This is a genomic window from Nocardia heshunensis (assembly GCF_054782115.1).
Genome location: NZ_BAAGTC010000003.1, coordinates 335,046 through 358,574, shown reverse-complemented (window position 1 = coordinate 358,574; position 23,529 = coordinate 335,046). Strand labels below are relative to the sequence as shown.

At 68.3% G+C, this 23,529-nt stretch carries 23 protein-coding genes; 18 read left to right on the top strand and 5 right to left on the bottom strand.

The window, feature by feature from the left end; translation table 11 throughout:
* The first annotated feature begins 68 nt into the window (after window positions 1-68).
* The 17 genes from ACYVN4_RS08355 to nicT all read left to right on the top strand — a co-directional run bounded on the left by ACYVN4_RS08355 (window position 69) and on the right by nicT (window position 15,446).
* Window positions 69-443: a hydrogenase maturation nickel metallochaperone HypA/HybF gene (locus ACYVN4_RS08355; protein ID WP_460718927.1), complete on the top strand. Its 375-nt coding sequence runs from the start codon at window positions 69-71 to the stop codon at window positions 441-443.
* Window positions 401-1,216 carry a hydrogenase nickel incorporation protein HypB gene (gene hypB / locus ACYVN4_RS08350; protein ID WP_460718925.1) on the top strand — a complete coding sequence of 272 codons (816 nt, stop codon included), beginning with the start codon at window positions 401-403 and terminating at the stop codon, window positions 1,214-1,216. The genes ACYVN4_RS08355 and hypB overlap by 43 nt, the downstream gene beginning before the upstream one ends.
* A gap of 117 nt (window positions 1,217-1,333) precedes the next feature.
* Complete coding sequence (locus ACYVN4_RS08345) at window positions 1,334-2,389, top strand: NADH-quinone oxidoreductase subunit B family protein (protein WP_460718923.1); 1,056 nt, start codon at window positions 1,334-1,336, stop codon at window positions 2,387-2,389.
* 13 nt (window positions 2,390-2,402) lie between these two features.
* A complete protein-coding gene (locus tag ACYVN4_RS08340; protein ID WP_460718921.1) occupies window positions 2,403-4,199 on the top strand; it encodes a nickel-dependent hydrogenase large subunit in 1,797 nt (598 codons plus the stop codon).
* Between the two features lie 31 nt (window positions 4,200-4,230).
* Window positions 4,231-5,160: a NifU family protein gene (locus ACYVN4_RS08335; RefSeq protein WP_460718920.1), complete on the top strand. Its 930-nt coding sequence runs from the start codon at window positions 4,231-4,233 to the stop codon at window positions 5,158-5,160.
* The gene (locus tag ACYVN4_RS08330; protein WP_460718918.1) at window positions 5,157-5,792 is read left to right on the top strand and encodes a DUF5947 family protein; all 636 of its coding nucleotides are present in this window, start codon (window positions 5,157-5,159) and stop codon (window positions 5,790-5,792) included. The genes ACYVN4_RS08335 and ACYVN4_RS08330 overlap by 4 nt, the downstream gene beginning before the upstream one ends.
* Window positions 5,789-6,442, top strand: coding sequence for a DUF6084 family protein (locus ACYVN4_RS08325; protein ID WP_460718916.1), 654 nt, complete (start codon window positions 5,789-5,791; stop codon window positions 6,440-6,442). Before ACYVN4_RS08330 ends, ACYVN4_RS08325 begins: the two co-directional genes overlap by 4 nt.
* On the top strand, window positions 6,442-7,767 hold the full coding sequence (locus tag ACYVN4_RS08320; RefSeq protein ID WP_460718914.1) for a hypothetical protein: 1,326 nt from the start codon (window positions 6,442-6,444) through the stop codon (window positions 7,765-7,767). The genes ACYVN4_RS08325 and ACYVN4_RS08320 overlap by 1 nt, the downstream gene beginning before the upstream one ends.
* A gap of 14 nt (window positions 7,768-7,781) precedes the next feature.
* On the top strand, window positions 7,782-7,901 hold the full coding sequence (locus ACYVN4_RS08315; RefSeq protein WP_460718912.1) for a DUF6893 family small protein: 120 nt from the start codon (window positions 7,782-7,784) through the stop codon (window positions 7,899-7,901).
* A 21-nt stretch (window positions 7,902-7,922) separates the two neighbouring features.
* Window positions 7,923-8,381, top strand: coding sequence for a hydrogenase maturation protease (locus tag ACYVN4_RS08310; protein ID WP_460718910.1), 459 nt, complete (start codon window positions 7,923-7,925; stop codon window positions 8,379-8,381).
* 3 nt (window positions 8,382-8,384) lie between these two features.
* Window positions 8,385-8,627 (top strand): HypC/HybG/HupF family hydrogenase formation chaperone, encoded by a 243-nt coding sequence (locus ACYVN4_RS08305; protein WP_460718908.1) that lies wholly within the window; start codon window positions 8,385-8,387, stop codon window positions 8,625-8,627.
* A complete protein-coding gene (locus ACYVN4_RS08300) occupies window positions 8,624-11,047 on the top strand; it encodes a carbamoyltransferase HypF (RefSeq protein WP_460718906.1) in 2,424 nt (807 codons plus the stop codon). Before ACYVN4_RS08305 ends, ACYVN4_RS08300 begins: the two co-directional genes overlap by 4 nt.
* A 16-nt stretch (window positions 11,048-11,063) precedes the next feature.
* The gene (locus ACYVN4_RS08295) at window positions 11,064-11,405 is read left to right on the top strand and encodes a HypC/HybG/HupF family hydrogenase formation chaperone (RefSeq protein WP_460718904.1); all 342 of its coding nucleotides are present in this window, start codon (window positions 11,064-11,066) and stop codon (window positions 11,403-11,405) included.
* Window positions 11,402-12,514 carry a hydrogenase formation protein HypD gene (gene hypD / locus ACYVN4_RS08290; protein ID WP_460718902.1) on the top strand — a complete coding sequence of 371 codons (1,113 nt, stop codon included), beginning with the start codon at window positions 11,402-11,404 and terminating at the stop codon, window positions 12,512-12,514. Before ACYVN4_RS08295 ends, hypD begins: the two co-directional genes overlap by 4 nt.
* Window positions 12,507-13,577 carry a hydrogenase expression/formation protein HypE gene (gene hypE / locus ACYVN4_RS08285; RefSeq protein WP_460718900.1) on the top strand — a complete coding sequence of 357 codons (1,071 nt, stop codon included), beginning with the start codon at window positions 12,507-12,509 and terminating at the stop codon, window positions 13,575-13,577. The genes hypD and hypE overlap by 8 nt, the downstream gene beginning before the upstream one ends.
* 55 nt (window positions 13,578-13,632) lie before the next feature.
* Entirely contained in the window at window positions 13,633-14,370 is a 738-nt protein-coding gene (locus tag ACYVN4_RS08280) for a DUF6390 family protein (RefSeq protein WP_460720525.1), read from the top strand.
* An 8-nt stretch (window positions 14,371-14,378) separates the two neighbouring features.
* Window positions 14,379-15,446, top strand: coding sequence for a Nickel transporter NicT (nicT, locus tag ACYVN4_RS08275; RefSeq protein WP_460720523.1), 1,068 nt, complete (start codon window positions 14,379-14,381; stop codon window positions 15,444-15,446).
* On the opposite strand, the gene ACYVN4_RS08270 is transcribed toward nicT, so the two are convergent.
* Genes ACYVN4_RS08270 through ACYVN4_RS08255 form a run of 4 tightly spaced genes read right to left on the bottom strand, consistent with a single transcriptional unit; the run spans window position 15,420 to window position 21,178 of the window.
* A complete protein-coding gene (locus ACYVN4_RS08270; protein ID WP_460718897.1) occupies window positions 15,420-16,994 on the bottom strand; it encodes an AMP-binding protein in 1,575 nt (524 codons plus the stop codon). The two genes, nicT and ACYVN4_RS08270, sit on opposite strands and share 27 nt — an antisense overlap.
* Window positions 16,995-17,013: 19 nt before the next feature.
* Window positions 17,014-18,456, bottom strand: a complete 1,443-nt coding sequence (locus tag ACYVN4_RS08265; RefSeq protein ID WP_460718895.1) for a serine/threonine-protein kinase — start codon at window positions 18,454-18,456, stop codon at window positions 17,014-17,016.
* Between the two features lie 6 nt (window positions 18,457-18,462).
* Complete coding sequence (locus ACYVN4_RS08260; RefSeq protein ID WP_460718893.1) at window positions 18,463-19,713, bottom strand: DUF7373 family lipoprotein; 1,251 nt, start codon at window positions 19,711-19,713, stop codon at window positions 18,463-18,465.
* Window positions 19,700-21,178, bottom strand: a complete 1,479-nt coding sequence (locus ACYVN4_RS08255) for a serine/threonine-protein kinase (protein WP_460718891.1) — start codon at window positions 21,176-21,178, stop codon at window positions 19,700-19,702. Before ACYVN4_RS08255 ends, ACYVN4_RS08260 begins: the two co-directional genes overlap by 14 nt.
* 168 nt (window positions 21,179-21,346) lie before the next feature.
* Here ACYVN4_RS08255 and ACYVN4_RS08250 point away from each other — a divergent pair, with 168 nt between their 5' ends.
* Window positions 21,347-22,582 (top strand): COG4705 family protein, encoded by a 1,236-nt coding sequence (locus ACYVN4_RS08250; protein WP_460718889.1) that lies wholly within the window; start codon window positions 21,347-21,349, stop codon window positions 22,580-22,582.
* Window position 22,583: 1 nt separating this feature from the next.
* Here the strand turns inward: ACYVN4_RS08250 and ACYVN4_RS08245 are convergent, their stop codons facing one another.
* Complete coding sequence (locus ACYVN4_RS08245; RefSeq protein ID WP_460718887.1) at window positions 22,584-23,444, bottom strand: NAD(P)-dependent oxidoreductase; 861 nt, start codon at window positions 23,442-23,444, stop codon at window positions 22,584-22,586.
* Between the last annotated feature and the right edge of the window lie 85 nt (window positions 23,445-23,529).

The following is a 23,529-nucleotide window of genomic DNA, read 5'->3' as shown; positions in this document are numbered from 1 at the left end:
ATCCGGGTGCGCGTCGAGGGTGGCGGGCGTAGTTTTGGAGGGGTTCTTCTCGACGAGACGAGTTCGCTGTGCACGAGATGGCGATTACTCAGAGTGTTGTCGATGCCGTCGGCGAGGTTGCGGCCGGTCGCACCGTCCATAGTGTGACGCTCGACGTCGGCGCCCTGTGTGCGGTGGTGCCCGACGCGATGCAGTTCTGCTTCGAGCTCGCGACCGAGGGAACCGTCGCGGAAGGTGCGCGGCTCGAAATCCACGTTATTCCCGGCGCCGCGCGGTGCCGGTCCTGCGGCGTCACCTTCCCCCTGCCCGACCTGATCCTGCTGTGCGCCTGCGGCAGTGCCGATGTCGAGGTGGTCGCTGGGCAGGAGCTGCGAATCCGATCCATGGAGGTGAGCGAGCCATGTGTGCGACCTGCGGATGCGGTGGCGATTCGGCGGGACTGATCACCATCCCGCACGAACATCTCCCCGGTGCGGAGCACGATCACGGACACGATCATGCCCACCACGACCATGACCATGCGCACGGCGCCGACCACGTGCACCTGCCGGTCACCGAGACGATCTCGCTCGAGCAGAAGGTGCTGGCCAAGAATGATCTTCTGGCACAGAAGAACAGAGCCTGGTTCGAGGCCCGCGACATGCTCGCGATCAATATGACGAGCTCGCCGGGCGCGGGCAAGACGACCCTGCTGGTGCGGACGATCCAGGAGCTCGCCGGGGTACCGGTCGCGGTCATCGAGGGCGATCAGGAGACGCTGCTGGATGCCGAGCGGATCATGGCGACGGGTTGCACAGTGGCCCAGATCAATACCGGCGCCGGCTGCCATCTGGACGCGACCATGACCCGCCGCGCCCTCGACCTGCTCGATCCCGCACCCGGCACCCTGCTTTTCATCGAGAATGTCGGCAATCTGGTGTGCCCGGCGCTGTTCGACCTCGGCGAGTACGGCAAGGTCGTGGTGATCTCGGTGACCGAGGGCGCGGACAAGCCGCTGAAGTATCCGCACATGTTCTCGGTGGCGAGCCTGGTGCTGGTCAACAAGATCGACCTGCTGCCGTACGTCGATTTCGACCTCGATCGTTTCGGCGAATACGCCCGGAAGGTGAACCCGGCGGTGGAGATCCTGGCCGTCTCGGCAACCACCGGTGCTGGTGTGACGCAATGGTACGACTGGCTCTCGGCGCGCCGTTCGCACGCTGTGAAGCGCCCTTGAACGTGCTGTCGCCCCGGGCCTAGACTGACGTGATCAGGCTCACATTCAGTTCGGTTGTTTTCGAGGAAACGGCGATGACCGGCAAGCTGTGAACCGCTTCCGAAGGGTGGCATGTCCATGCCGACTAAAGAAGCAGTCAACGCCGAGCAAACGTTGATCCACGTCCTCTGGATCAACGCCGGACTCAGTTGCGATGGCGATTCGGTGGCCCTGACTGCCGCCACCCAACCCAGCATCGAAGAGATCGCTCTCGGATCCCTGCCTGGCTTGCCCAAAATCGCTGTGCATTGGCCGCTCATCGATTTCGAGTGCGGCCCGACCGGGGGAGCCGATGACTTCCTCGAATGGTTCTTCAAGGCCGACCGCGGTGAACTCGAGCCGTTCGTGCTGGTCGTGGAGGGTTCGATTCCGAACGAGTCGCTGCACGACGAAGGCTATTGGTGCGGTTTCGGCAACAACCCAGCAACCGGACAGCCGATGACCACCAGCGAGTGGCTGGATCGCTTGGCCCCCAAGGCGACCGCGGTCGTCGCGGTCGGCACCTGCGCGACCTACGGCGGCATGCACGCCATGGCGGGCAACCCGACCGGCGCCATGGGCGTCCCCGACTACCTGGGCTGGGAGTGGAAATCCAAGGCGGGCGTGCCGATCGTGTGCGTCCCGGGTTGCCCGATCCATCCCGACAATCTCTCCGAGACCCTGACCTATCTGCTCTACATGGCCACCGGCCAGGCCCCGATGATCCCCCTCGACGAGGCGCTGCGCCCCAAGTGGCTCTTCGGCGCGACCGTGCACGAGGGCTGCGATCGCGCGGGCTATTACGAGCAGGGCGATTTCGCCACCGAATACGGTTCGCCGAAGTGCATCGTGAAGCTGGGCTGCTGGGGCCCGGTCGTGAAATGCAATGTGCCCAAACGCGGTTGGATCAACGGCGTCGGCGGTTGCCCGAATGTCGGCGGCATCTGCATCGGCTGCACCATGCCCGGCTTCCCGGACAAGTTCATGCCGTTCATGGACGAGCCGCCCGGCGGCAAGCTCTCCTCGACGGCGTCGGGGTTGTACGGCTCGGTGATTCGCAGTCTGCGCCACATCACCGGTCGCACCGTGGACAAGGAGCCGAGCTGGCGGCACAAGGGCGACAAGCTCGACTCCGGCGCGGTCCGGACCTGGTAGGGAAGGCAATCCGATGACCGAGATCATTCCCCAACCGTCACACCGCAAGATCGAACCGGACGCCCTCGTCGAGATGGCGTGGGATCCGATCACCCGCATCGTCGGCAGTCTGGGCATCTACACCAAGATCGACTTCGAGAATCGGGAGGTGGTCGAGTGCCACAGCACCTCCTCGATCTTCCGCGGCTACTCGATCTTCATGCGCGGCAAGGATCCCCGCGACGCGCACTTCATCACCAGCCGCATCTGCGGCATCTGCGGCGACAACCACGCCACCTGTTCGTGCTACTGCCAGAATATGGCCTACGGGGTGAAGCCGCCGCACCTGGGCGAGTGGATCGTCAACCTCGGCGAGGCCGCCGAGTACATGTTCGACCACAACATCTTCCAGGAGAACCTGGTCGGGGTGGACTTCTGCGAGAAGATGGTCGCCGAGACCAACCCGAGCGTGCTGGCCATGGCCGAGAAGACCGAGGCCCCGCACATGCAGGCGCACGGCTATCGCACCATCGCCGACATCATGCGCGCGCTCAACCCCTTCACCGGCGAGTTCTATCGCGAGGCCCTGCAGGTCAGCCGGTACACGCGAGAGATGTTCTGCCTCATGGAGGGCAGGCACGTGCACCCGTCCACGCTGTACCCCGGCGGGGTGGGCACGGTGGCCACCATCCAGTTGATGACCGACTACATGTCGCGTCTCATGCGCTACGTCGAATTCATGAAGAAGGTCGTGCCGATGCACGACGACCTGTTCGACTTCTTCTACGAGGCGCTGCCGGGCTACGACAAGGTCGGATTGCGCCGCACCCTGCTGGGCTGCTGGGGCTCCTTCCAGGACCCGGAGGTGTGCAACTTCGCCTACAAGGACATGGAGAACTGGGGCAACGCGATGTTCGTGACCCCCGGCATCGTGGTGGACGGCAAGCTCGTCACCCACTCGCTGGTGGACATCAACCTCGGCATCCGAATCCTTTTGGGCAGTTCGTATTACGACGACTGGACCGACCAGGAAATGTTCGTCACGCACGATCCGCTGGGCAATCCGGTGGACCGTCGTCACCCCTGGAACCAGCACACCAACCCCAAGCCGCAGAAGCGCGACCTCGAGGACAAGTACAGCTGGGTGATGTCGCCACGCTGGTTCGACGGCAAGGACCATCTGGCCCTCGACACCGGCGGCGGACCCCTGGCAAGGCTGTGGTCGACGGCCCTGGCCGGGCTGGTCGACATCGGCTATGTGAAGTCCACCGGGCACAGCGTGCAGATCAACCTGCCCAAGACCGCCCTCAAGGGTCCGGTCGAATTCGAATGGAAGATACCGGCTTTCGGCAGCAACACCATCGAACGCAACCGGGCGCGCACCTACTTCCAGGCGTACGCGGCGGCGTGTGCGCTGCACTTCGCGGAGCAGGCGCTGGCGGAGATCCGGGCCGGGCGCACCAAGACCTGGGAGCCGTTCGAGGTGCCCGACGAGGGCATCGGGTGCGGTTTCACCGAGGCGGTACGCGGGGTGCTGTCGCATCACATGGTGATCCGCGACGGCAAGATCGCCAACTACCACCCGTATCCACCCACACCCTGGAATGCCAACCCACGCGACAGCTTCGGTACCCCGGGGCCGTACGAGGACGCGGTCCAGGGTCAGCCGATCTTCGAGGAGAACGATCGCGAACACTTCAAGGGCATCGACATCATGCGCACCGTGCGCAGCTTCGATCCCTGCCTGCCGTGCGGCGTGCACATGTATCTGGGCGGTGGAAAGTCCTTGCAATTGCTGCACTCACCCACCCAGGCATTGACCGCCGAATAGCGGCCGGGCCGGGATACGGGAGGCGAGCGCGGTGAACCAGCGACCCGACGACCACGAGGCTCCGGAGCCGGATCACTGGCGCGGCGCCGGTGAGCGGATCGACACCCTGCTGGGTGCCAGCTCCGCCTCCGGGGCTGCCGCGCGGGAGCGAGCCGAACAGCTGGTCGGTGAGGTGGTCGGTCTGTACGGCGCTGGGCTGGAACGGATTATGCGACTGCTCGACCCGGAGGCGGTCGAGCAGCTGGCCCACGACGAACTCGTGGCGAGCCTGCTGCTGGTGCACGGACTGCATCCCCACGACGCGGTCACCCGGGTGCGGACCGCCCTGGACGGGGTGCGCCCCTATCTGGGCTCGCACGGTGGTGACGTTGACGTGCTGGAGGTGACCGACGGCGTGGTGCGGCTGGCTTTCAGCGGCAGCTGCCGTACGTGTCCCTCCTCGTCGGTCACCCTCGAATTGGCGGTCGAGGATGCGGTGCGGGCCGCCGCGCCCGAGATCGAGACGATCGAAGTGGTTGCGACCGAGGCGGATTCGAGTCCCAAGCTGATCCCGGCCGACTCGCTACTGGCCCGCGTGCACGGCAATGGCGGTGGCAATGGCAACGGCCATCACGGCGGAACCTGGATCGGCGCACCGGAACTGGCGCAGCTCGGCACCGGCGAGGTGGGTGGTTTCGCCCTGGCCGGTACGGCGGTGCTGGCCTGCCGGGTCGGCGACGAACTGTTCGTCTACCGCGATCACTGTCCGTCCTGCGGGAATTCGATGGCCGGGGCGGTCCTGCACCGGCGACCCGGGCACGCGATCGGCGATGCCGTGCTGCGCTGCCCGACTTGCCGGGCGCATTTCGACGCGGTCCACGCGGGCGCGCGTCTCGACGGCGACGGGCACCTGGAGCCCCTGCCCGTGCTGATGCGTTCGGGCACACCCGAAGTCGCGGTGCCGGTGGAGGTCGCCGGATGAACCCGACCTTCGGCGTGCTGCGCAGGCTCGCGAACACCCGGCCCGCCCCGAGCCCGGCCGGTGAACGCTGCGAGATGTGCGCCGAACCCATCGCCGACGCGCACAGCCACGTCGTGAATATCGAAGGCCGACAGCTCATGTGCGTCTGCCGACCGTGCTATCTGCTGTTCACCGATCGCGACGCGGCATTGCGCTATCGCGCGGTGCCCGACCGCGTGCTGACCTTCCCCGACGTGCGGATCGGGCCGAGCGAATGGGATGCCCTGCAGATCCCGGTGGGCTTGGCGTTCTTCTTTCACAATTCGGCGCTCGAGCGCACGGTGGCCTTCTACCCCGGCCCGGCCGGAGCCACGGAATCCGAACTGCCGCTGCAACAGTGGAGCGAGATTCTGGAACGACACCCACAACTCGCGCAAGCCGCCCCCGACGTCGAGGCGTTGCTGTTCCGCATGCCCGAACGCGGCGGCGACCCTACCTGTCTGCTGCTGCCCATCGACGCCTGCTACGAGTTCGTCGGCCGCATGCGGCTGCTGTGGCGCGGCTTCGACGGCGGCCAGGACGCCCGGCGCTACATCGAGGAATTCCTCGCCGCCATGACCGCCCGCGCCCGTGCCTCCGGGAGCGCGCCGTGAGCCCGGCGTACTCGATCACCTTCGCGGTCATGGGCATCCGGCCCGAACCGTACGCGGTGACCCCGACCCTGACCGCGCGGGTCGGGATAGCGGCGCTGGTCGAGGAGCCGGTGCACGCCATCGCGCTGCGCGCCCAGGTGCGCATCGACCCGAACCGGCGCTCGTACACCGATGACGAAGGCGCGGGCCTGGCGGATCTGTTCGGCCCCCGCGAGCGCTGGTACGACACTCAGCGCTCATTCCTCTGGATGCATTGCACCACCCTGGTTCCCGGGTTCAACGGCGGCGGCACCGAGGTGGATCTGCCGATGCCGTGCACCTATGACCTCGAGGTCGCGGGCTCGAAGTATCTGCACGCCCTGCGCGACGGCACGGTGCCGTTGTCGTTCCTGTTCAGCGGCACCGTCTTCATCAGGGGCGAAACGGGTTTCGCGGTGCAGCAGGTGCCGTGGGACCGCGACGACAAATTCGACATGCCGGTGTCGGTGTGGCGTGACCTGATGGCCGCGCACTACCCGCACGCGGGCTGGGTGCGGCTCTCCCAGGAAACCCTGGACGCGTTGACCGCGTTCAAGACCGGCCGCGGGCTGCTCGACTACGACCAAGCCGTGCGCGACCTGCTGGCCACCGCTGACAAGGGGAGCCCGTGATGAGCGCCGACGCGGCCCGGGCAGCGGCGCGCGCGGTCGCCGACGCGGTGCTCTACGAGGGGTATCTGCTCTACCCGTACCGGGCCAGCGCGCGAAAGAACGTGTGCCGCTGGCAGTTCGGGGTGCTCGGCCCGCCGGGCGCGGCCACCTCCGGACTGGGCGAGGAGTCGACGCTGGTGACCGAATTCCCCGTGGACGCCCCGGCGACCGCGCGGATCAGCATCGCGATCCGGTTCCTGCACCTGCAGCGCCGCACGGTCGAGAATGCCGCCGGTGCTCCGGTCGCCGAGCTCCACGCCGCCGGAGGCTCCTGGCTGAGCTGGGACGAGGCCGCCGAATGCGAGATCGACACCGGTCCGATACCGCTGGCGCACACCGTCTTTCCCTTTGCCGTGGCTGGTTCTCGTGAGGTCGAGACACTCCATGACCAGACCGGCGGCCAGGTCGGACGGCTGGTGCGCACCCGGCGGTCGCTGAGCGGCGAGCTCGAAGTGTCGGTGCAGGAGATCGACGGCTACCGGCGGGTGAGCGTGGTGCTGCGCAACACCGGTCCGGTCGCCGTGAGCAAGGACGATGCGGTGGCGCGCTCGCTGCTGGGCGCGCATCTGATCGCCGAACTCGACGACGGCGACTTCCTCTCGCTCACCGATCCACCCCCGGACGCGATCCGGGTCGCCGACGGCTGTGTGCAGCACCGTTGTTTCCCCGTGCTCGCGGGCCCGCCCGATCAATCCGGCCTGCTGCTGGTCTCGCCGATCATCCTCTACGACCACCCGGAGATCGCCACCCAGAGCGAAGGCCCGTTGTTCGACTCGACCGAGATCGACGAGATCCTCGCGCTGCGCGTGCTGACCATGACCGACGAGGAGAAGCGCGAAGCCCGCGCCACCGATCCGCTGGCCGCCGAGATCATCGACCGCTGCGAGGGCTTGGATGCCGGTCGCTTGGACAGCCTGCACGGGGTGCTTCGCGAATCCGCGTCGCCGTCCCGCATCCTGCCCGCGGTGCCGGACGGTGTCGACTGGTGGGATCCGCTGGCCGACAACGCGGTTCGCCCCGACACCGACGGCGTGCTGGTCGCCGGGACGCTGGTCCGCAAGGGCAGCCGGGTGCGGTTGCGCCCCGCGCGTCGCGCCGACGCCCAGGATCTGTTCTACGCGGGCCGCACCGCCCACGTTGTCACCGTGCACGAGGACGTGGACGGCGATGTGCACATCGGGGTGGTCGCCGACGACGACCCCGCGGCCGAACTGCACGAATGGTATGGCCGCTACCTGTATTTCGCCCCCGACGAGATCGAGCCGCTGGACGGCTCACCCGAGTGAAAGGAAGGCCGGACATGGCCACGGTAGGAATCATCGCGACGGTGATCGTCGCTGTGATCGCGGCGTTCGCGGTCGTTGTCGGAATGCTGTCGATCCCGGATATCCGCAGGTACTTCCGCATCCGGCACATGTGAGCGGGTGATCGCACGACACGGGTGCTGGTCGCCGGGATCGGCAATATCTTCCTCGGCGACGACGGATTCGGACCGGAGGTGGTGCGGCGGCTGCCGCCCGCCCGGCCCGAGGGCGTGCGCGTCACCGACTACGGGATCCGCGGCATGCACCTGGCCTACGACCTGCTCGATGGCTGGGACGCCCTGGTGCTGGTGGACGCCATCCCCGATCGCGGCACACCGGGCCGGGTGGAGATCCTGCGCGCCGAACCCGACAGCGACGCGGCCGGATTCGACGGTCACGCCATGACCCCGGACGCCGTCTTCCGGACGGTCCGGGCACTGGGCGGGACGGTGCCGCCCACCGTCGTGGTGGGATGCCAGGTCGGATCCGTGGCCGAGGCCATGGGACTGACCGAACCGGTCGCCGCCGCCGTGCCCGCGGCGGTCGACGCCGTCGGCACCGTGCTGGCAGAGCTGCTTGCGCGGCAGGAGGGCTGAACGATGTGCCTCGGAATACCCGGCCAGGTCGTGGAGATCCTCGACGGATACCACGATCAGATCGCGCTGGTGGACGTGTCCGGTGAGCGCCGCAAGGTGAATGTCGGTCTGCTGGAACCGGATCGGGCGCGACCCGGTGACTGGGTGGTCATTCACATGGGCCTGGCCCTCGAGAAGACGGACGCGGCCGGTGCGGCCGCGGCCATGGACGGGTTGCGACTGTTGCGGCAGGGAGATGCGCCGTGAACGCCCGGGTAGCTGCGGCGGCCCGGCGTGAACGCCGCCGGGTGGTGGTGCGCGGTGTGGTGCAGGGCGTCGGGTTCCGGCCCTTCGTGTACACCACCGCGGCCGAGCTCTCGCTCACCGGTGCCGTCTCGAACGACAGCGGGGGCGTGATCATCGAAATCGAGGGCACGCCAGCCGATCTCGACGAGTTCGTGCGCCGGGTCGAGACCCGGCCGCCGCCGCTGGCGGTCGTCGAAGGCATCGAATGCGAGCCGCTGGCGGTGCGCGGCGGTACCGGCTTCCATATCGCCGCCACCACACGCGGCGGGGCGGGGCGCACCCTGGCTTCACCGGATGTGGCGATCTGTGCCGACTGCGTGGCGGATCTGTGCGATCCGGGCAACCGGCGTTACCGGCACCCGTTCGTGAACTGCACCAACTGCGGTCCCCGCTTCACCATCATCGCGAGCCTGCCCTACGACCGCGATCGCACCAGCATGGCGGGATTCCCGATGTGCGCGCGCTGCGCGGCCGAATACGCCGACCCGGCCGACCGCCGCTTCCACGCCCAACCCATCGCCTGCCCCGACTGTGGGCCGCGACTGTCGTATATCGGGCCGGGCGGCGGAGATCCGCTCGCGGCGGCCCGGGAACTGTTGCGCGCCGGAGGAATTCTCGCGGTCAAGGGCATCGGCGGCTATCACCTCGCCTGCGACGCCGCCGCCGAGTCCGCCGTCGCCGAACTGCGCCGCCGGAAACATCGCGGCGACAAGCCTTTCGCCGTCATGACCCCGGACCTGGCCACCGCCCGCCGGATCGCGGTCATCGATGAGACTGCGGCGACGCTACTGACCGGCCCCGCGCGCCCCATCGTGCTGCTTCCCCGCCTCGGTGCAGTGGCTCCACGTGGGTGGCCGTCGGAAGGGGACGGCCCGCAACCGCATGCGAGCAGGCCCCTCGTGTCCGGAACTCACTCGGGTGCGGCAGAACTCGGCATGTTGGCCGCGTCCGTCGCACCGGGCAATCCGGACCTGGGCGTCATGATCGCCTACACGCCGTTGCATCTGCTGCTGTTCGGGCTGACCGGCGACGAGCCGGGGCCGCAGGTGCTCGTCATGACGTCGGGCAATCTGGGCGGTGAACCGATCTGCTACGACGACGAGGACGCGCGGACGCGACTCACCGGGCTGGCAGACGCATGGCTGGCTCATGATCGGCCGATTCTCGTGCCCTGCGATGACTCCGTGGTCAGGGTGGTGGACGGAATCGAGTTGCCGCTGCGTCGCTCTCGCGGGTACGCGCCATTGCCGCTGGCGTTGCCGTGGCCGGTGCAGCCCACGCTCGCGGTGGGCGCGGACCTCAAGAACACCTGCGCGGTCGGGGATGGGCGGTACGCCTGGCTGAGCCAGCACATCGGTGATATGGACGATCTGGCGACCTTGCGGGCGTTCACCGATGCCGAGACCCACTTGGAGGAACTGACCGGGGTACGCCCGGTGGCCTTGGCCGCCGACGCGCATCCGCGCTACCGTTCCACCGCCTGGGCGCGCGAGCACGCGGGGGAGCGGCCGGTGCGCGCAGTGCAGCACCATCATGCGCATATCGCCGCCGTCATGGGTGAGCACGGGATTGATCCGGCCGTGACCGTCCTCGGAATCGCCTTCGACGGCACCGGATTCGGTCCCGACGGCGCGATCTGGGGCGGTGAGGTGCTCAGTGCCGGATACAAGGGCTACCGGCGGCTGGCGCACCTGCGGTACGTGCCGCTGGCGGGTGGCGATGTCAGTGTGCGCCGCCCGTACCGGATGGCGTTGGCGCACCTGCGTGCCGCCGGAATCGACTGGGCCGACGACATTCCGGCGGTACGGGCGTGCCCGCCCGCCGAACGCTCGGTGCTCGCGCACCAACTCGACACCGGCTTCGGCTGCGCGCCTACCTCGAGCATGGGACGGCTGTTCGACGCGGTCGCCGCGCTGGCGGGGGTGCGGTTCGAGGTCGACTACGAGGCGCAGGCGGCCATTGAACTGGAATGGCGGGCGCGCGGCGAGGATCCGGGTGATCGGCGCTATCGCTTCCCGGTACCGGCTCGGGGGTTCGACGGCGACGCACCGGGTGCGATCGACCCCCTTCCCGGTGGGATCGACCCCGCCCCGGTGGTCGCCGCCGTGATCTCCGATGTCCGCGACCACGTTCCGGTAGGTGTGATCGCCGCCCGCTTCCACGAGGCGGTGGCCCGGCTGGTGCTCGACCTGGCCGTCACCTACGCCGCACCGGCCACGCCGATCGTGCTCACCGGCGGCGTCTTCCAGAACGCGCTGCTGCTATCCGCAGCACGGGCGCTGCTGCTGGACAACGAGTTTCACGTCTTCACCGCACATCGGCTGCCGCCCAACGACGGCGGCCTGGCATTCGGGCAATTACTCGCCGCCGAGGCGGGTTGAGCGAAGGGAGCAGCGAATGTGCCTGGCAGTCCCGGGAAAGGTACTCAGCCTGCAGGAACGCAATGGCACGCTGATGTCGATCGTCGACTTCGGCGGCGTGCAGAAGGATGTCTGCCTGCAATACATCCCCGACGCGGCGGTCGGCGACTACGTCGTGGTCCACGTCGGTTTCGCCATTCAGCGCCTCGACGAGGAATCGGCCATGCGCACCCTCGCCGAGTTCGAACATCTCGGTGTGCTGAAGGAGGAATTCGGTGACGGATTCGCGATCGCAGCCAAACAGGCCGGACTGGCGAATCCCGAAGCAGCGCAACCGAGAACAGCGCAACAATCCGATCAACCGGAGGTGACGTCGTGAAGTACCTCGACGAATTCAGCAACCCGGAGCTGGCCGGGATACTTCTCGACCGCATCCGCGGCAGCGCCACCCGTCGCTGGTCGATCATGGAAGTCTGTGGCGGGCAGACGCATTCGATCATCCGGCACGGCATCGATCAACTGCTACCCGACACCATCGAGATGATCCACGGGCCCGGCTGCCCGGTCTGCGTCACCCCACTGGGGATGATCGACAAGGCGCTCGACATTGCCGCCCAGCCCGGCGTGATCTTCTGCTCCTTCGGTGACATGCTGCGGGTGCCGGGCAGCAGCAAGGACCTGTTCCGCGTCAAGAGCGAGGGCGGCGACGTCCGCGTGGTGTACTCGCCGCTGGACGCGCTGGAGCTGGCGCGGGCCAATCCGGATCGGCAGGTGGTGTTCTTCGGGATCGGCTTCGAGACCACCGCACCCGCCAATGCCATGACCGTCTACCAGGCGAAACGGCTCGGGGTGCACAACTTCTCGCTGCTGGTGTCGCATGTGCTGGTGCCGCCCGCCATCGCCGCCATCATGGAATCCCCGTCCTGCCGGGTACAGGCGTTCCTGGCCGCCGGGCACGTCTGCACGGTGATGGGAACCGGCGAATACCCGCCGCTGGCCGAGAAATACCGGGTTCCGGTGGTGGTCACCGGATTCGAGCCGCTCGACATCCTCGAAGGCATCCGGCGCACGGTGTTGCAGCTCGAGTCCGGACGCCACGAGGTCGAGAACGCCTACACCAGAGCGGTTGCCGCAGAAGGCAACCCGGTCGCCAAGACCATGCTGGAGGATGTTTTCGAGGTCACCGATCGGGCCTGGCGCGGCATCGGCGTCATCCCGCAGAGCGGATGGCAGCTCTCGCCGCGCTACCGCGAATTCGACGCCGAACACCGCTTCGCGGTCAAGGACATGCACACCGCCGAATCCTCGATCTGCCGCTCCGGCGAGGTCTTGCAGGGGCTGATCAAACCGCACGAGTGCGCGGCCTTCGGCAAGGAATGCACGCCCCGAAATCCGTTGGGCGCCACCATGGTGTCCTCGGAGGGCGCGTGCGCCGCCTACTACCTGTACCGGCGGCTGGACCTGCCCGCGGAGGTGGCTCATGCGTGAGGAGATCTCGGTCCCGGTGGACCTGGCGAACTGGGTGTGCCCCATGCCGTTGCGGGATTCCCCGAATATCGTCATGGGGCACGGCGGTGGCGGCGCCATGTCGGGGGAACTGGTCGAGCACCTGTTCCTGCCCGCCTTCGGCGCGGCCGGACAGGCGGGGATGGGCGACTCGGCGGTGCTCACCGTCGGCACGGCTCGACTCGCCTTCAGCACCGACTCGTTCGTGGTGAAGCCCATGGTGTTTCCGGGTGGCTCGATCGGTGACCTCGCCGTCAACGGCACGGTCAACGACCTGGCCATGTCCGGGGCGCGGCCGCTCGCGCTGTCCACCGCGTTCATCCTCGAGGAAGGCACGCCGCTGGCCGAGATCGCTCAGATCGCCGGGGCGATGGGCACCGCGGCGCTGGCGGCGGGCGTCAGCCTCGTCACCGGCGACACCAAGGTGGTCGACGCCGGGCACGGCGACCGGGTGTACATCAACACCGCCGGGATCGGCGTGATCGACGACGGCGTCGACATCCGGCCGCAGCGGGCGAGTGTCGGCGACGTGGTGATCGTCAGCGGGGATATCGGGCTGCACGGGGTGGCGGTGCTCAGTTGCCGCCAAGGACTCGAATTCGGGACCACCGTGTGCAGCGACACCGCGCCGCTGCACGGTTTGGTTGCCGCCATGATCGCCACCGGGGCCGACCTGCACGTGCTGCGCGACCCCACCCGCGGCGGCCTGGCCGCCTCCCTGAACGAGATCGCACACACCGCGAAAGTCGGTGTGGCACTGGATGAGAGGACCATTCCCATCCCGCCGGAGATCCGCGACGCATGCGGGCTGCTCGGGCTCGACCCGATGTATGTCGCCAACGAGGGCAAGCTGGTCGCCTTCGTCGCTCCCGAGGATGCCGAGCGGGTGCTGGCCGCCATGCACGCCCACCCGCTCGGGGCCCGCGCCGCCGTCATCGGTCACTGCGTGCCCGAGCATCCCGGCATGGTGGTGGCGCGCACCGCGCTCGGCGGCACCCGCGTGGTGGACCTGCCGGCCGGGGAACAGCTGCCCAGAATCTGCTGAGGTGGAAGGAGATTCGCGCGCCGCCGCGAGATCGGGAGGTGATGGCATAGTCGGGCTGGACCCGGTCCGCGTCGACGGGACCGAGATGTTCGCGCGCTACGCGTACGCGCCGAACGCGCTGGGCTACTGCGGACCGCACGACGACGCGCTGCGCTCGGGGTCGAGCGCGGCGGTGCGGGCGGCCGCGCCCCGATTCTCCGGGGCGTGGCCGTATCTGCGCGTCATGGCCACGCTCACCGGCATCGAGGATCCGCTCGACGGGCGGCTCGTCGAATCCTATTGGCTCGGTGGGGGAGTCGGGGCGGGCCTCGATCCGGCGGACTTCGCGACGGCTCTGCTGGGCCTCATCGGGCCGATCGCCGGACACTACTGGTCGCACCTGACCCCCGAACTGGCCGCCGAGGCCGCACCCAACCACAGCTTCCACGTCTTCGGCGTGTACCCGTGGACGCGGCTGCTCGGCGCGGCCAATGACGATCAGGCGCTGCGCATCCTCGACAGCTGCCGGATCACCCGGGCTGCGGTCGTCGATCGGACCGGGTCCGACATTGTGGTCCGCTGCCGCCGATTGACCTGGGACGGGCGGACTCTAGGGCTGTCCGGACCCGGGAACCGGCGCATCCCGATCCAGCACGACGGCTACTCCGCGCTGCCCGACGTGGCGGTCGGTGATGTTGTCGCCCTGCACTGGGATCGCCTGTGCGGGCGCCTGCTACCCGCCCAGGCCGCCGCGCTCACCGCCTCCACCGACCATCAGATCGCGGTCACGAACGAACGGCTGGCCGGCCCGTGAGCTCGACCATTCGCGACCCCCGACTCGACCCGCCGCGTGCCCCGCAGCGCGGTCGGCTCGCACACATCTCCGTGCTGGCAGCGGCCATCGTGCTTCTCCACGTCGTGGGTTGGGCGACACTGATCGTCGTCGTCGCACCACAGCACCTCGCCGTCGGGGATCGGGCCTTCGGCATCGGCCTCGGTCTGACCGCCTACACCCTGGGCCTGCGGCACGCCTTCGACGCCGATCACATCACCGCGATCGACAACACCACCCGCAAGCTGATGAACGACGGCCAGCGACCACTGTCGGTGGGATTCTTCTTCTCCCTGGGCCATTCGACCGTCGTCTTCGCGCTGGCCCTGGCCCTGTCGTTCGGCGTGCGTGCCCTGGTCGGCCCCGTCCAGAACGACTCCTCGGCCCTGCACCGCTACGCGGGTCCGATCGGCGCGGGCATCTCCGGCGGATTCCTGTTGCTCTTGGCGGCCATCAATCTCATTGTGCTGGTGGGCCTTGCGCGGGCCCGCCGCCGCGCGTCCACCGACGACACCGCGCTCGAACGTCAACTCGCCCGGCGGGGCGTGATCAACCGGATCCTCGCGCCGGTGATGACGTCGATCCGCCGCCCCTGGCAGATGTACCCCATCGGCCTGCTGTTCGGCCTGGGCTTCGATACCGCCACCGAGGTGGCCCTGCTGGTACTGGCCGGAGCCGGTGGCGCGGCGGGCCTGCCCTGGTACGCGATCCTCTGCCTGCCAGTCCTTTTCGCCGCAGGCATGACCCTCCTCGACACCCTCGACGGCGCACTCATGACCGTCGCCTACGGCTGGGCATTCACCGAACCCAACCGCAGGCTCAACTACAACATCACCGTCACCGCACTGTCGGTGGTGGTCGCCCTCCTCGTCGGCACCATCGAACTGCTCTCCCTGCTGGCCGCGCCCCTCGGCTGGTCGGGCTCCGGCTGGAACTGGCTCACCCACCCCGATTTCGGCCGTCTCGGGCTCGTCATCGCCGCCTTGCTGCTCGCGGCCTGGGTGACAGCAATGCTCGTCTGGCGCTTCGGTTCAGCTCGCGCCGGACGACGAGGATGACGAGGTGTAGAGGGCGGCGAGTTGGCGCTTGTAGATCTTGCCCGAGTCGTCGCGCGGGAGGTCGTTGACGATGCGGAGTAGGGCAGGGAGTTTGTAACCGGCGAGTCGGCCGGTGAGGTGGGTGCGGATTTCATCCTCGGTGAGGGTGGTGCCGGGGCGGGGGAGGACATGGGCAGCAACGCGTTCGCCGAGGTCGCCGTCGAAGTCTGGGATGCCGAAGACGGCGACGTCCTCGACGGCGGGGTGTTCGGCGAGGGCCGTCTCGATTTCGGCGGGGTAGATGTTGACGCCGCCGGAGATGATCACCTCGCTGCTGCGGCCGGTGAGATGGAGGTGTCCGTGCTCGTCGAGGTACCCGAGGTCTCCGACAGTGATCATGCCAGGGACCTGGCTCGATTGCGCTGCTGGGCGATTCAGGTAGGTGAAGGCGGGCCAGTAGTCCGCGCCCTTGATGTAGACGTGGCCGGTCTGGCCGGGGCGCAGTTCGATGCCGTCGGCGTCGGTGATGGTGACGGCGGAGCCATCACTCGGTCGGCCGACGCTGCCGGGGTTCTTCTCCCACTCGGCGGCGCTGATCCAGGTGATGGCCCCGGCCTCGCTGCAACCGTAGAACTCCCAGAGGGCATCGCCGAACCAGTCGATGGCGGCGCGTTTGACGGCCGGGGGACAGGGGGCGGCGGAGTGGATGAGGTGGGTGAGGCTCGAGATGTCGTAGCGGGCTTTGGTTTCCGCGGGCAGGGAGAGCAGGCGCGACAGCATGGTGGGGACGATCTTGGCGTGCTGGATGCGGTGCTCGGCGACGAGGCGGAGGAACTGTTCGGCGTTCCAGCGCGGCATGATGGTGATATTGGTGCCCATCCGCAGGGCCAGGACGGCCACCGCGTTCGGGCTGGTGTGATAGAGCGGGCCCGCGACCAGCATCCGACCGCCCGGGGTCAAACCCATCCGTTGGGCGGTGGCACCGGCGATCGACAGCAGCTGTTGCGGGGTCATTCGTTGCCGCAGTACGCCTTTCGGGCGACCGGTGGTGCCCGAGGTGTAGATGAGTCCCATGGAGTCGGCGATGGCGCCTTCGACGTGGCCGAGCGGATCGGGGGTGGCGGCGATCCAGTCGTCGAGTAGGGGATGGCGTCCGGTCGGGTGGCCGAGCGCCGGATCGAGTGCGGCGGCGTCGAGCAGGGACTGAGGCATGGCGATCTCGAGGATCGCGGGTGCGAGATCCGCTGTCGTGATGGCAGTTTCGATGACCGGCACGAACTCGGTATGGGCGACGACGAGCTTGACGCCCGCGTCGCCGAGTAGATGCGCTACCTCGGGTGCCTGCCAGCGAGTGTTGATCGGCACCGGGTTCGCGCCGCAGGTCGCCGCGGCCAGGGATGTCTCGAGGAACTCGATGTCGTTGCGCGCCATGACCGCGATGCGGTCGCCGGGGCGGATTCCGGCCGCGACGAGCGCGGCGGCGAGCCGACCGGCGCGTTGATGCGAATCGGCTTGCAGCCGTTGGCGGGAGCCGCAGGAGATGATCGGGGCCGGGGCTGTCTCGCTCATGGCGGCGAGTCTGCCAGAGTCAGATCGGGGCGGTGGGCCACCAGGTGTCGAGGAGTTCGCGCCCGGAACCGCCGCCCGCGACCGCCAACAGGCACGATGCCCGGGCCGGGTCGTCGAAACGGATCACCAACTGCCCAATGGGCTGCCCGTTCGGGGTGGCGGTACCGAATGCCAGCGAGCCGGAACCGGTGCCGCGGGTCCAGGTTTGCGCGGTCCAGGAGACGCCGGGATTGGTGCTGTCGGCGGAGGAGGGTGTGGAGCCGTCGAGTCGACAGCGGACCATCAGGGTCCCGACCGGGTGGTTGTCACCGGAGCAGGTGAGGACGGCGTCCGGGCCGAGCGGCTGGTTCGACGGCACGGTCTGCAATCCGACATCGGTTGCCGCGCAACGCAGACCCTCGAAGCCCGACGCATCGGGAGAGGTCGGCAGCAGCCGGGGGAACTTGGCCACGATCGGCGCGTAGGAACCCCAGGTCGGACTCGGCGGAGAAGCAGGAGGCGCAGTCGAGGTCGATGTCGCGCCGGGGTGCACCGCCAGCATCACAGCCGCGACGGCGAGGGTCGCGACCATCGCGAGAATGCCTGCGAGAGCGCCCTTCCGGTGGTACCAGGGCATGGCGGCAGCAGATTCGAGTGCGGCGGCTGCCGCCGCGGCGAGCGCACCGCAGCTGTCGTACCGGTCCTTCGGATCTTTGGCGAGCGCTCGTTCGATCACGGCGTCCATCGCCGCCGGGACCGAACGATTCCGCCGACTGGGCCGCGGCACCGGCGCGGCCAGATGGGCGTGAACGGTGGCGGCCGGCAGCTCTCGTGCATATGGCACCGAACCGGTGAGTAGCTGAAACAGGGTGCAGCCCAACGCATAAACATCGACGGGTGGTCCTGCTTGCTCGCCTCGGAACTGTTCGGGCGCGGTGTACGCCAAGGTGCCCAGCGCCGCTCCGGTGGCGCTCGTCTCGAGCGGTTCCTTTGCGCTGCGGGCGATTCCGAAATCCGAGACCAGGGTGTGCTCGTTCGCACCGGCTTCGATCAGCAGATTCGACGGCTTGACGTCGCGGTGGACGAGCCCGGCGCGATGGGCGGCGTCGAGACCCTGCGCGGCCTGCGTGATGATGCTCAGTGCCCGCTGTGGCGGTAAGCCATCGGGATGCTGCCGGATCAACTCCGCGGCATCGGAGCCGTCGACGAATCGCATGGCGATCCACAGCAATTCACCGTCGGCGCCGCAGTCGTAGACGGCGACGATATGCGGATGATCCAGTTGCGCCGCCAACCGGGCCTCCCGCAGGAACCGATCCTGCGGCATCGGACGCTCGTCACGGGCGGGGGCGAACACCTTGAGCGCGTCCTGCCGCGGCAGCCGCGGATGCTGGGCGAGGTAGACCGTGCCCCCGGCGCCGGAACCGAGCCTGCGTTCGATCCGGTACCCCGCCACCACGCTGCCGGGCAGCAGTTCGATCATGCGGCCCTACCTGCTGTTGACGAGCAATGCGTATTGCGCCGCGGCCTTCTGATGCACGGTGGTCTCGTCCGCGCCATGCACGTTCGCCACGTAGCGGCCGTCCAGCACGTAGCAGGTGTAGCGGAGTTCGCGCTGCGCTTCGGGGATCTGGGCGGGATTGCGGAAGCATCCGGCGTCGGGCACGCCGGGCGGCGCGGACACGCTCTCGAACTGCGCGGCGGCGAGCCGGGCCAGGAGTTTGTGCAGCGCCTTCGTGGCTGCGCCCGAGTCCGGCAGCCGGATCATGTCGTCCCGGTCGACGATGGCCAGCCGCTCCACCGGGATCGACTCGCCCTCGCCCGCCTGATTGAGCCAGGCATCGGCGATCGGCGGCCCGTAGACCAGCCCGGACGAGCGCCGGAAACCGCCCCACCCGGCGACCTTGCCCACCGCGTCTTGAACAGCGCTGGGGTACGGCCATTTTCGTGATGCGCTGGGCAGCGTGCGCGCCAGCATGCCGTCGCGGTCGAGGGACAGCGCGGTCAGCGTGGCCGCCGGAGTGGGTACGAAGATGTCGAGGTGGCCGAGCTGGGCCGTGAGGGCCGCCGCAGCGAGATCGGACATGGCCTGCGAATCGGGTGTCGGATGGGCGATGAACAGGGTGACGACGAAGTCGCCGTGCGCCACCGTCGCGGCCATCGTCGGTACCCCGGGCCGCCAATGTGCGTGTGCGTCGGGATGATTCGGCACCGGGAGGGATCGGTTGTCGGCGTTCACCGCGAAGTCGTCGGAGTCGATCTCCGCGGCGGCGGCGCGTGCGGCTGCGGCGTCACGCATCCGCAGCATGGTGATGCGCAGCGCCGTCGAGACACCGATCTGTGGATCGCCCTGGACATCCGGCCGGTCGAGTCCGCCGAAGCTGAACCCGGCCAGCAGGCCGTCCGCGGTGAGCGCGGGACGCACCGCGTCGGCGAGAATGCCGACGGTCTGGTTCGGGGACGGCACCAGCGCGAACGAAAAATCGGTGAGACCGGACTGCAGCGTGCCGGGATTGACCACCACATCCGACAGCCGGGCCGATTCGACCAATCTGCTGTAGCCGGTGTCGTCGTCGGCGGGCACGGACAGCGGGTGGGTGTCATACGCTCCGACATCGAGTGCGCCGAGCGCCGGGGCATGCGGCTCGGCCCGGCCAGAAATCGTGCCGCAACCCGCCACGAGTGCGGCGACGCAGGTCAACGCGCCCGCCCAGCCGAGCATCCGGTCAGATCGGGGCATGCTGCCACCAGTTGTCGTGCAGCTCCTGCGGGGATGACAGATCGCTGGTCGCTTGCAGCACACACGAGTTGCGCGCGGGATCATCGAAATTGATGATCAGATTGCCTTCCGGCCCGGTGTCGGTATTGATCAACCCCCACTTCACTTCTCCGGTGCCGGATGACCGTTGCCACTGCTCATCTCCGGAGGTGGTGGTCAGGTTGTAGGCGGCGCCCTGGCGCTGCATCGGCACGCCCTTGGCATTGCAGGAGACGTACAGCACCGACAGCGGGTCGCGGTCGCCCGAACATTTCAGCAGCGCGAACCCGCCCGGCAGCTGCGTCAGGGACGTCGTGAGAGCGTTCCCGGTGGTGGAATCCAGGATCAGGCAGCGGATGCCGCGGTAGCCGGTGTCGACGGGGCTGGGCGGCAACAGGTCCGGGAAACGATCCACCACGAAGCCGTACGCGCCCCAGGGGCCGGAGTCACCGCTGGTCGTCGGCGTCACCGTCGTGGGCGCAGCCGCCGTCGCGGCGGAGTGCGGCCGATTCCATTGCCACACGGCGACTCCGGTGACGGCCACGAGCGTGAGCGTCAAGGCCGCGACCACGGCCCACACCCATCGGCCACGGTGTCGTGTGCGTGGATCCACGCTGCCGCTGGGCATCCCGGCCGCCGCGGCGGCCAGCTCGCCGCAACTGGCGAACCGATCGGCCGGATCCTTGGCCATCGCCCGGGCCACGACGGCGTCGAGGTGATCGGGCAGATCGGCGTTCACGAGGCTGGGCCGCGGTGGCGGCTCGTGCAGATGCGCGTAGATCACCTCGGCGACCGTGCGGCGGGCGAACGGCACCGCGCCGGTCACCAGGTGAAACAGTGTGCACCCGAGGGCATAGACATCGGCGCGGGCATCGACCTTGCCACCGGAGAGCTGCTCGGGCGACGCGTAGTTGATCGTCGCCAGCACCTGGCCTTCGACGGTCAGCCCATCGGATTCCCCTGCCGCCCTGGCGATTCCGAAGTCGGTCACCAATACCCGCTCGACACCGTCGGTCTCGGTGCCGACCAGGATATTGGCGGGCTTCACATCGCGATGTAGCAGCCCCGCCGCATGCGCCGCGTCGAGCCCACGTGCCGCCTGGTCGATGATGCGTAGCGCGCGCTCCATCGGCATCGGCCCGCCGCCCTCGCGCAGCAGCTGCGCGGCGTCCTTACCCTCCACGTATTGCATGGCGATCCACAGCCGACCTTCGAACTCACCCCGGTCATAGATCGTCACCACATTGGGATGCCGCAGCCGCGACGCCAATTCGGCCTCGCGCAGGAACCGCCCCCGAAACTCGTCATCCACACCGCTCGCCGACAACACCTTCACGGCGTCCAGCCGGGGCAGCCGAGGATGCCGGGCGAGATACACCTCGCCCATCCCGCCCGTACCGAGTTCACCGACTATGCGATACCCGGCAAAGATCTCTCCCCGCCGCATGCACGCGAGTATGCGACCGCATACGGATTCCGTCAACGTCATCGAGGAAATGAAAAGCTTTGCACCCCGGCCTAATTCGTCGCTGCTCGGAAGTAGCCAGCCGGGACGCCCGGCCAGTGGTTCGCTTCTCAGCGTCGTCACAGCGATCGGTCGCTACCGTCGCGACCCGTGACGGAAATGGTGAATTCGGAGGTCGGTACCGGACGGCGCATGCTCAGCAAGGTGCCCGAGGTCACCCTGTGGTTCTGGGTGATCAAGGTGCTGTGCACGACGGTGGGGGAGACGTTCGCGGACTGGATCAACACCACCTTGGGTGTGGGGCTGGATGTCACGGCCGTGGTGTTCACCGTGGTGCTGGCCGTGGTGCTCGGGGTGCAGTTGCGGATGGACCGGTATGTGCCGTTCGTCTACTGGTTGACCGTGGTCGTGGTCAGCGTGGCCGGGACGCTGTACACCGACATCCTCACCGATGATCTCGGTGTGCCGCTGGCCGTGAGCACCTCGGTGTTCGCGCTCGCGCTGGCCGTGGTGTTCGGCGTGTGGTTCGCGCGGGAGCGGACGCTGTCGATTCACAGCATCGTGACGCTGCCCCGCGAACTGTGGTACTGGCTGGCCGTTCTGGTGACGTTCGCGCTCGGCACCGCGGTGGGTGACTGGACGCTGCAGGTGACCGGATGGGGTCCGGGCATCTCGGTGCTGCTGCCCGCCGGGCTGATTCTCGCGATCGCGCTGGGCTGGCGATTCGGTGCGAACGCGGTGCTGTCGTTCTGGCTGGCCTACATCCTCACCCGGCCGCTGGGTGCGAATCTCGGCGACTGGCTGGCGTCCCCGACCGCCGATCACGGACTCGGTCTGGGCACCGCGATCACCAGCGTCGTATTCCTGGTCGCCATCCTCGCCGTCGTCGTCTTCCTGACCCGCACCCGCAGCGATGTCATCGACGCCCAGCCGCAGCCCGCGGTCACCGACACCAAGCGGGAGCGAATCATGCTGGGCTACTACGTGATTGTCGCGGTGCTCGCCGGTTCACTGCTGGCCTGGGCGGCCGCGCAGCCGCATGCCGACCGCACCGGCGACGACGAATCCCCGACCGCGTCCGCCTCGGCGACGCCGGGCCATGTCACCGATCACTTCCCGGCCGCCGAGGTCGGCAAGTTCCGCACCATCACCCAGGACACCCTGGCGCAGGTGCAGGCCGGTGCGCAGGATGCGGCCAAGACGCGGATCAAGGACCTCGAAACCGCCTGGGATCAGGACGAATCCACCCTGAAGCCGCTCGACGGCGCATCGTGGACCGTGCTCGACGGCCAGATCGACGAGGCCCTGCACGCCGTGCGGGCGCGCAAGGTGGATCAGGCGACGGAAGTCCGCACCCTCACCACCCTGCTCGCCACGCTGGGCTGAGTCAGCGCGGCTGCTGCTCGGCGATCGAGGCCCAGTCGTCGGCGGCCCGGCCGTCGGCGATGGCCTGCGCGAAAACGCCCCTGAGCAATTCGCCGAACGGCAGGGGGATCGACTGGTCGGCTGCCGCATCCAGGGCGAGGTGCAGATCCTTGCGCCCCAGCGCGGTATTGAATCCGGCCGGTTGGTACTCCCGCTGTGCGATCATCGAGCCGTAGCCGGCATAGACCGGCCCGGGAAACAGCGTCGAACTCAGCAGCTCGACGAACTGACCCGGGTCGGTGCCCGCGGCGTCGGCGACACTGACCGCCTCGCTCAACGACTGGATCGCACAGGCGATCAGGTAGTTGCCCAGGATCTTGGCGGTATTGGCCTGCTCGGGCCGCTCGCCCAGCCGCCAAGTGCGCGAACCGATCACATCGAAGAACGGTTGCACCCGGTCGATGAGAGCAGGCTCGCCCGCGGCGAGGATGTTCAGCGCACCGGCCTCCGCGACGCTGACCCGGCCGAACACCGGGGCCGCGAGATAGCCGATTCCGTACTCGCCGTGCGCCTTTGCGGCCCGGCGGCACAGCTCGACGCTCACCGTGGCCACGTTGATGTGCACCTCGGGGCGAGCCTGGTCGAGGACACCGGAGTCGAGGAAGATCTCCGCGAAGGCGGCGTCGTCGGACAGCACCGAGAACACGACCGGGGAGCGCAGCGCCTCCGCGACGGTGTCGACGCGGCGGGCCCCGGCTTGCGCGAGTTCTTCCGCGGGCCCCGCCGAACGGTTCCACACGACCGTGTCATGGCCTGCCCGCACCAGATTGCGAGCGATCGCCCGCCCCATGCCGCCCAGACCGATGACCGCAACCTCGCCCATCGCACAACCTCCCGAGTGTGAACTGACTAAGACGGTTCACACTATGGCAAGAATCGACGCCGTTGTCGAACCGGTTAAGATGGTT

What these genes read in the sequence shown, in the direction of transcription:
- hypB (WP_460718925.1), top strand. Translation starts at nt 401, where the DNA reads ATGTGTGCGACCTGCGGATGCGGTGGCGATTCGGCGGGACTGATCACC.
- ACYVN4_RS08345 (WP_460718923.1), top strand. Translation starts at nt 1,334, where the DNA reads ATGCCGACTAAAGAAGCAGTCAACGCCGAGCAAACGTTGATCCACGTC.
- ACYVN4_RS08340 (WP_460718921.1), top strand. Translation starts at nt 2,403, where the DNA reads ATGACCGAGATCATTCCCCAACCGTCACACCGCAAGATCGAACCGGAC.
- ACYVN4_RS08330 (WP_460718918.1), top strand. Translation starts at nt 5,157, where the DNA reads ATGAACCCGACCTTCGGCGTGCTGCGCAGGCTCGCGAACACCCGGCCC.
- ACYVN4_RS08320 (WP_460718914.1), top strand. Translation starts at nt 6,442, where the DNA reads ATGAGCGCCGACGCGGCCCGGGCAGCGGCGCGCGCGGTCGCCGACGCG.
- ACYVN4_RS08315 (WP_460718912.1), top strand. Translation starts at nt 7,782, where the DNA reads ATGGCCACGGTAGGAATCATCGCGACGGTGATCGTCGCTGTGATCGCG.
- ACYVN4_RS08305 (WP_460718908.1), top strand. Translation starts at nt 8,385, where the DNA reads ATGTGCCTCGGAATACCCGGCCAGGTCGTGGAGATCCTCGACGGATAC.
- ACYVN4_RS08295 (WP_460718904.1), top strand. Translation starts at nt 11,064, where the DNA reads ATGTGCCTGGCAGTCCCGGGAAAGGTACTCAGCCTGCAGGAACGCAAT.
- hypE (WP_460718900.1), top strand. Translation starts at nt 12,507, where the DNA reads ATGCGTGAGGAGATCTCGGTCCCGGTGGACCTGGCGAACTGGGTGTGC.
- ACYVN4_RS08270 (WP_460718897.1), bottom strand. Translation starts at nt 16,994, where the DNA reads ATGAGCGAGACAGCCCCGGCCCCGATCATCTCCTGCGGCTCCCGCCAA.
- ACYVN4_RS08265 (WP_460718895.1), bottom strand. Translation starts at nt 18,456, where the DNA reads ATGATCGAACTGCTGCCCGGCAGCGTGGTGGCGGGGTACCGGATCGAA.
- ACYVN4_RS08260 (WP_460718893.1), bottom strand. Translation starts at nt 19,713, where the DNA reads ATGCCCCGATCTGACCGGATGCTCGGCTGGGCGGGCGCGTTGACCTGC.
- ACYVN4_RS08255 (WP_460718891.1), bottom strand. Translation starts at nt 21,178, where the DNA reads ATGCGGCGGGGAGAGATCTTTGCCGGGTATCGCATAGTCGGTGAACTC.
- ACYVN4_RS08245 (WP_460718887.1), bottom strand. Translation starts at nt 23,444, where the DNA reads ATGGGCGAGGTTGCGGTCATCGGTCTGGGCGGCATGGGGCGGGCGATC.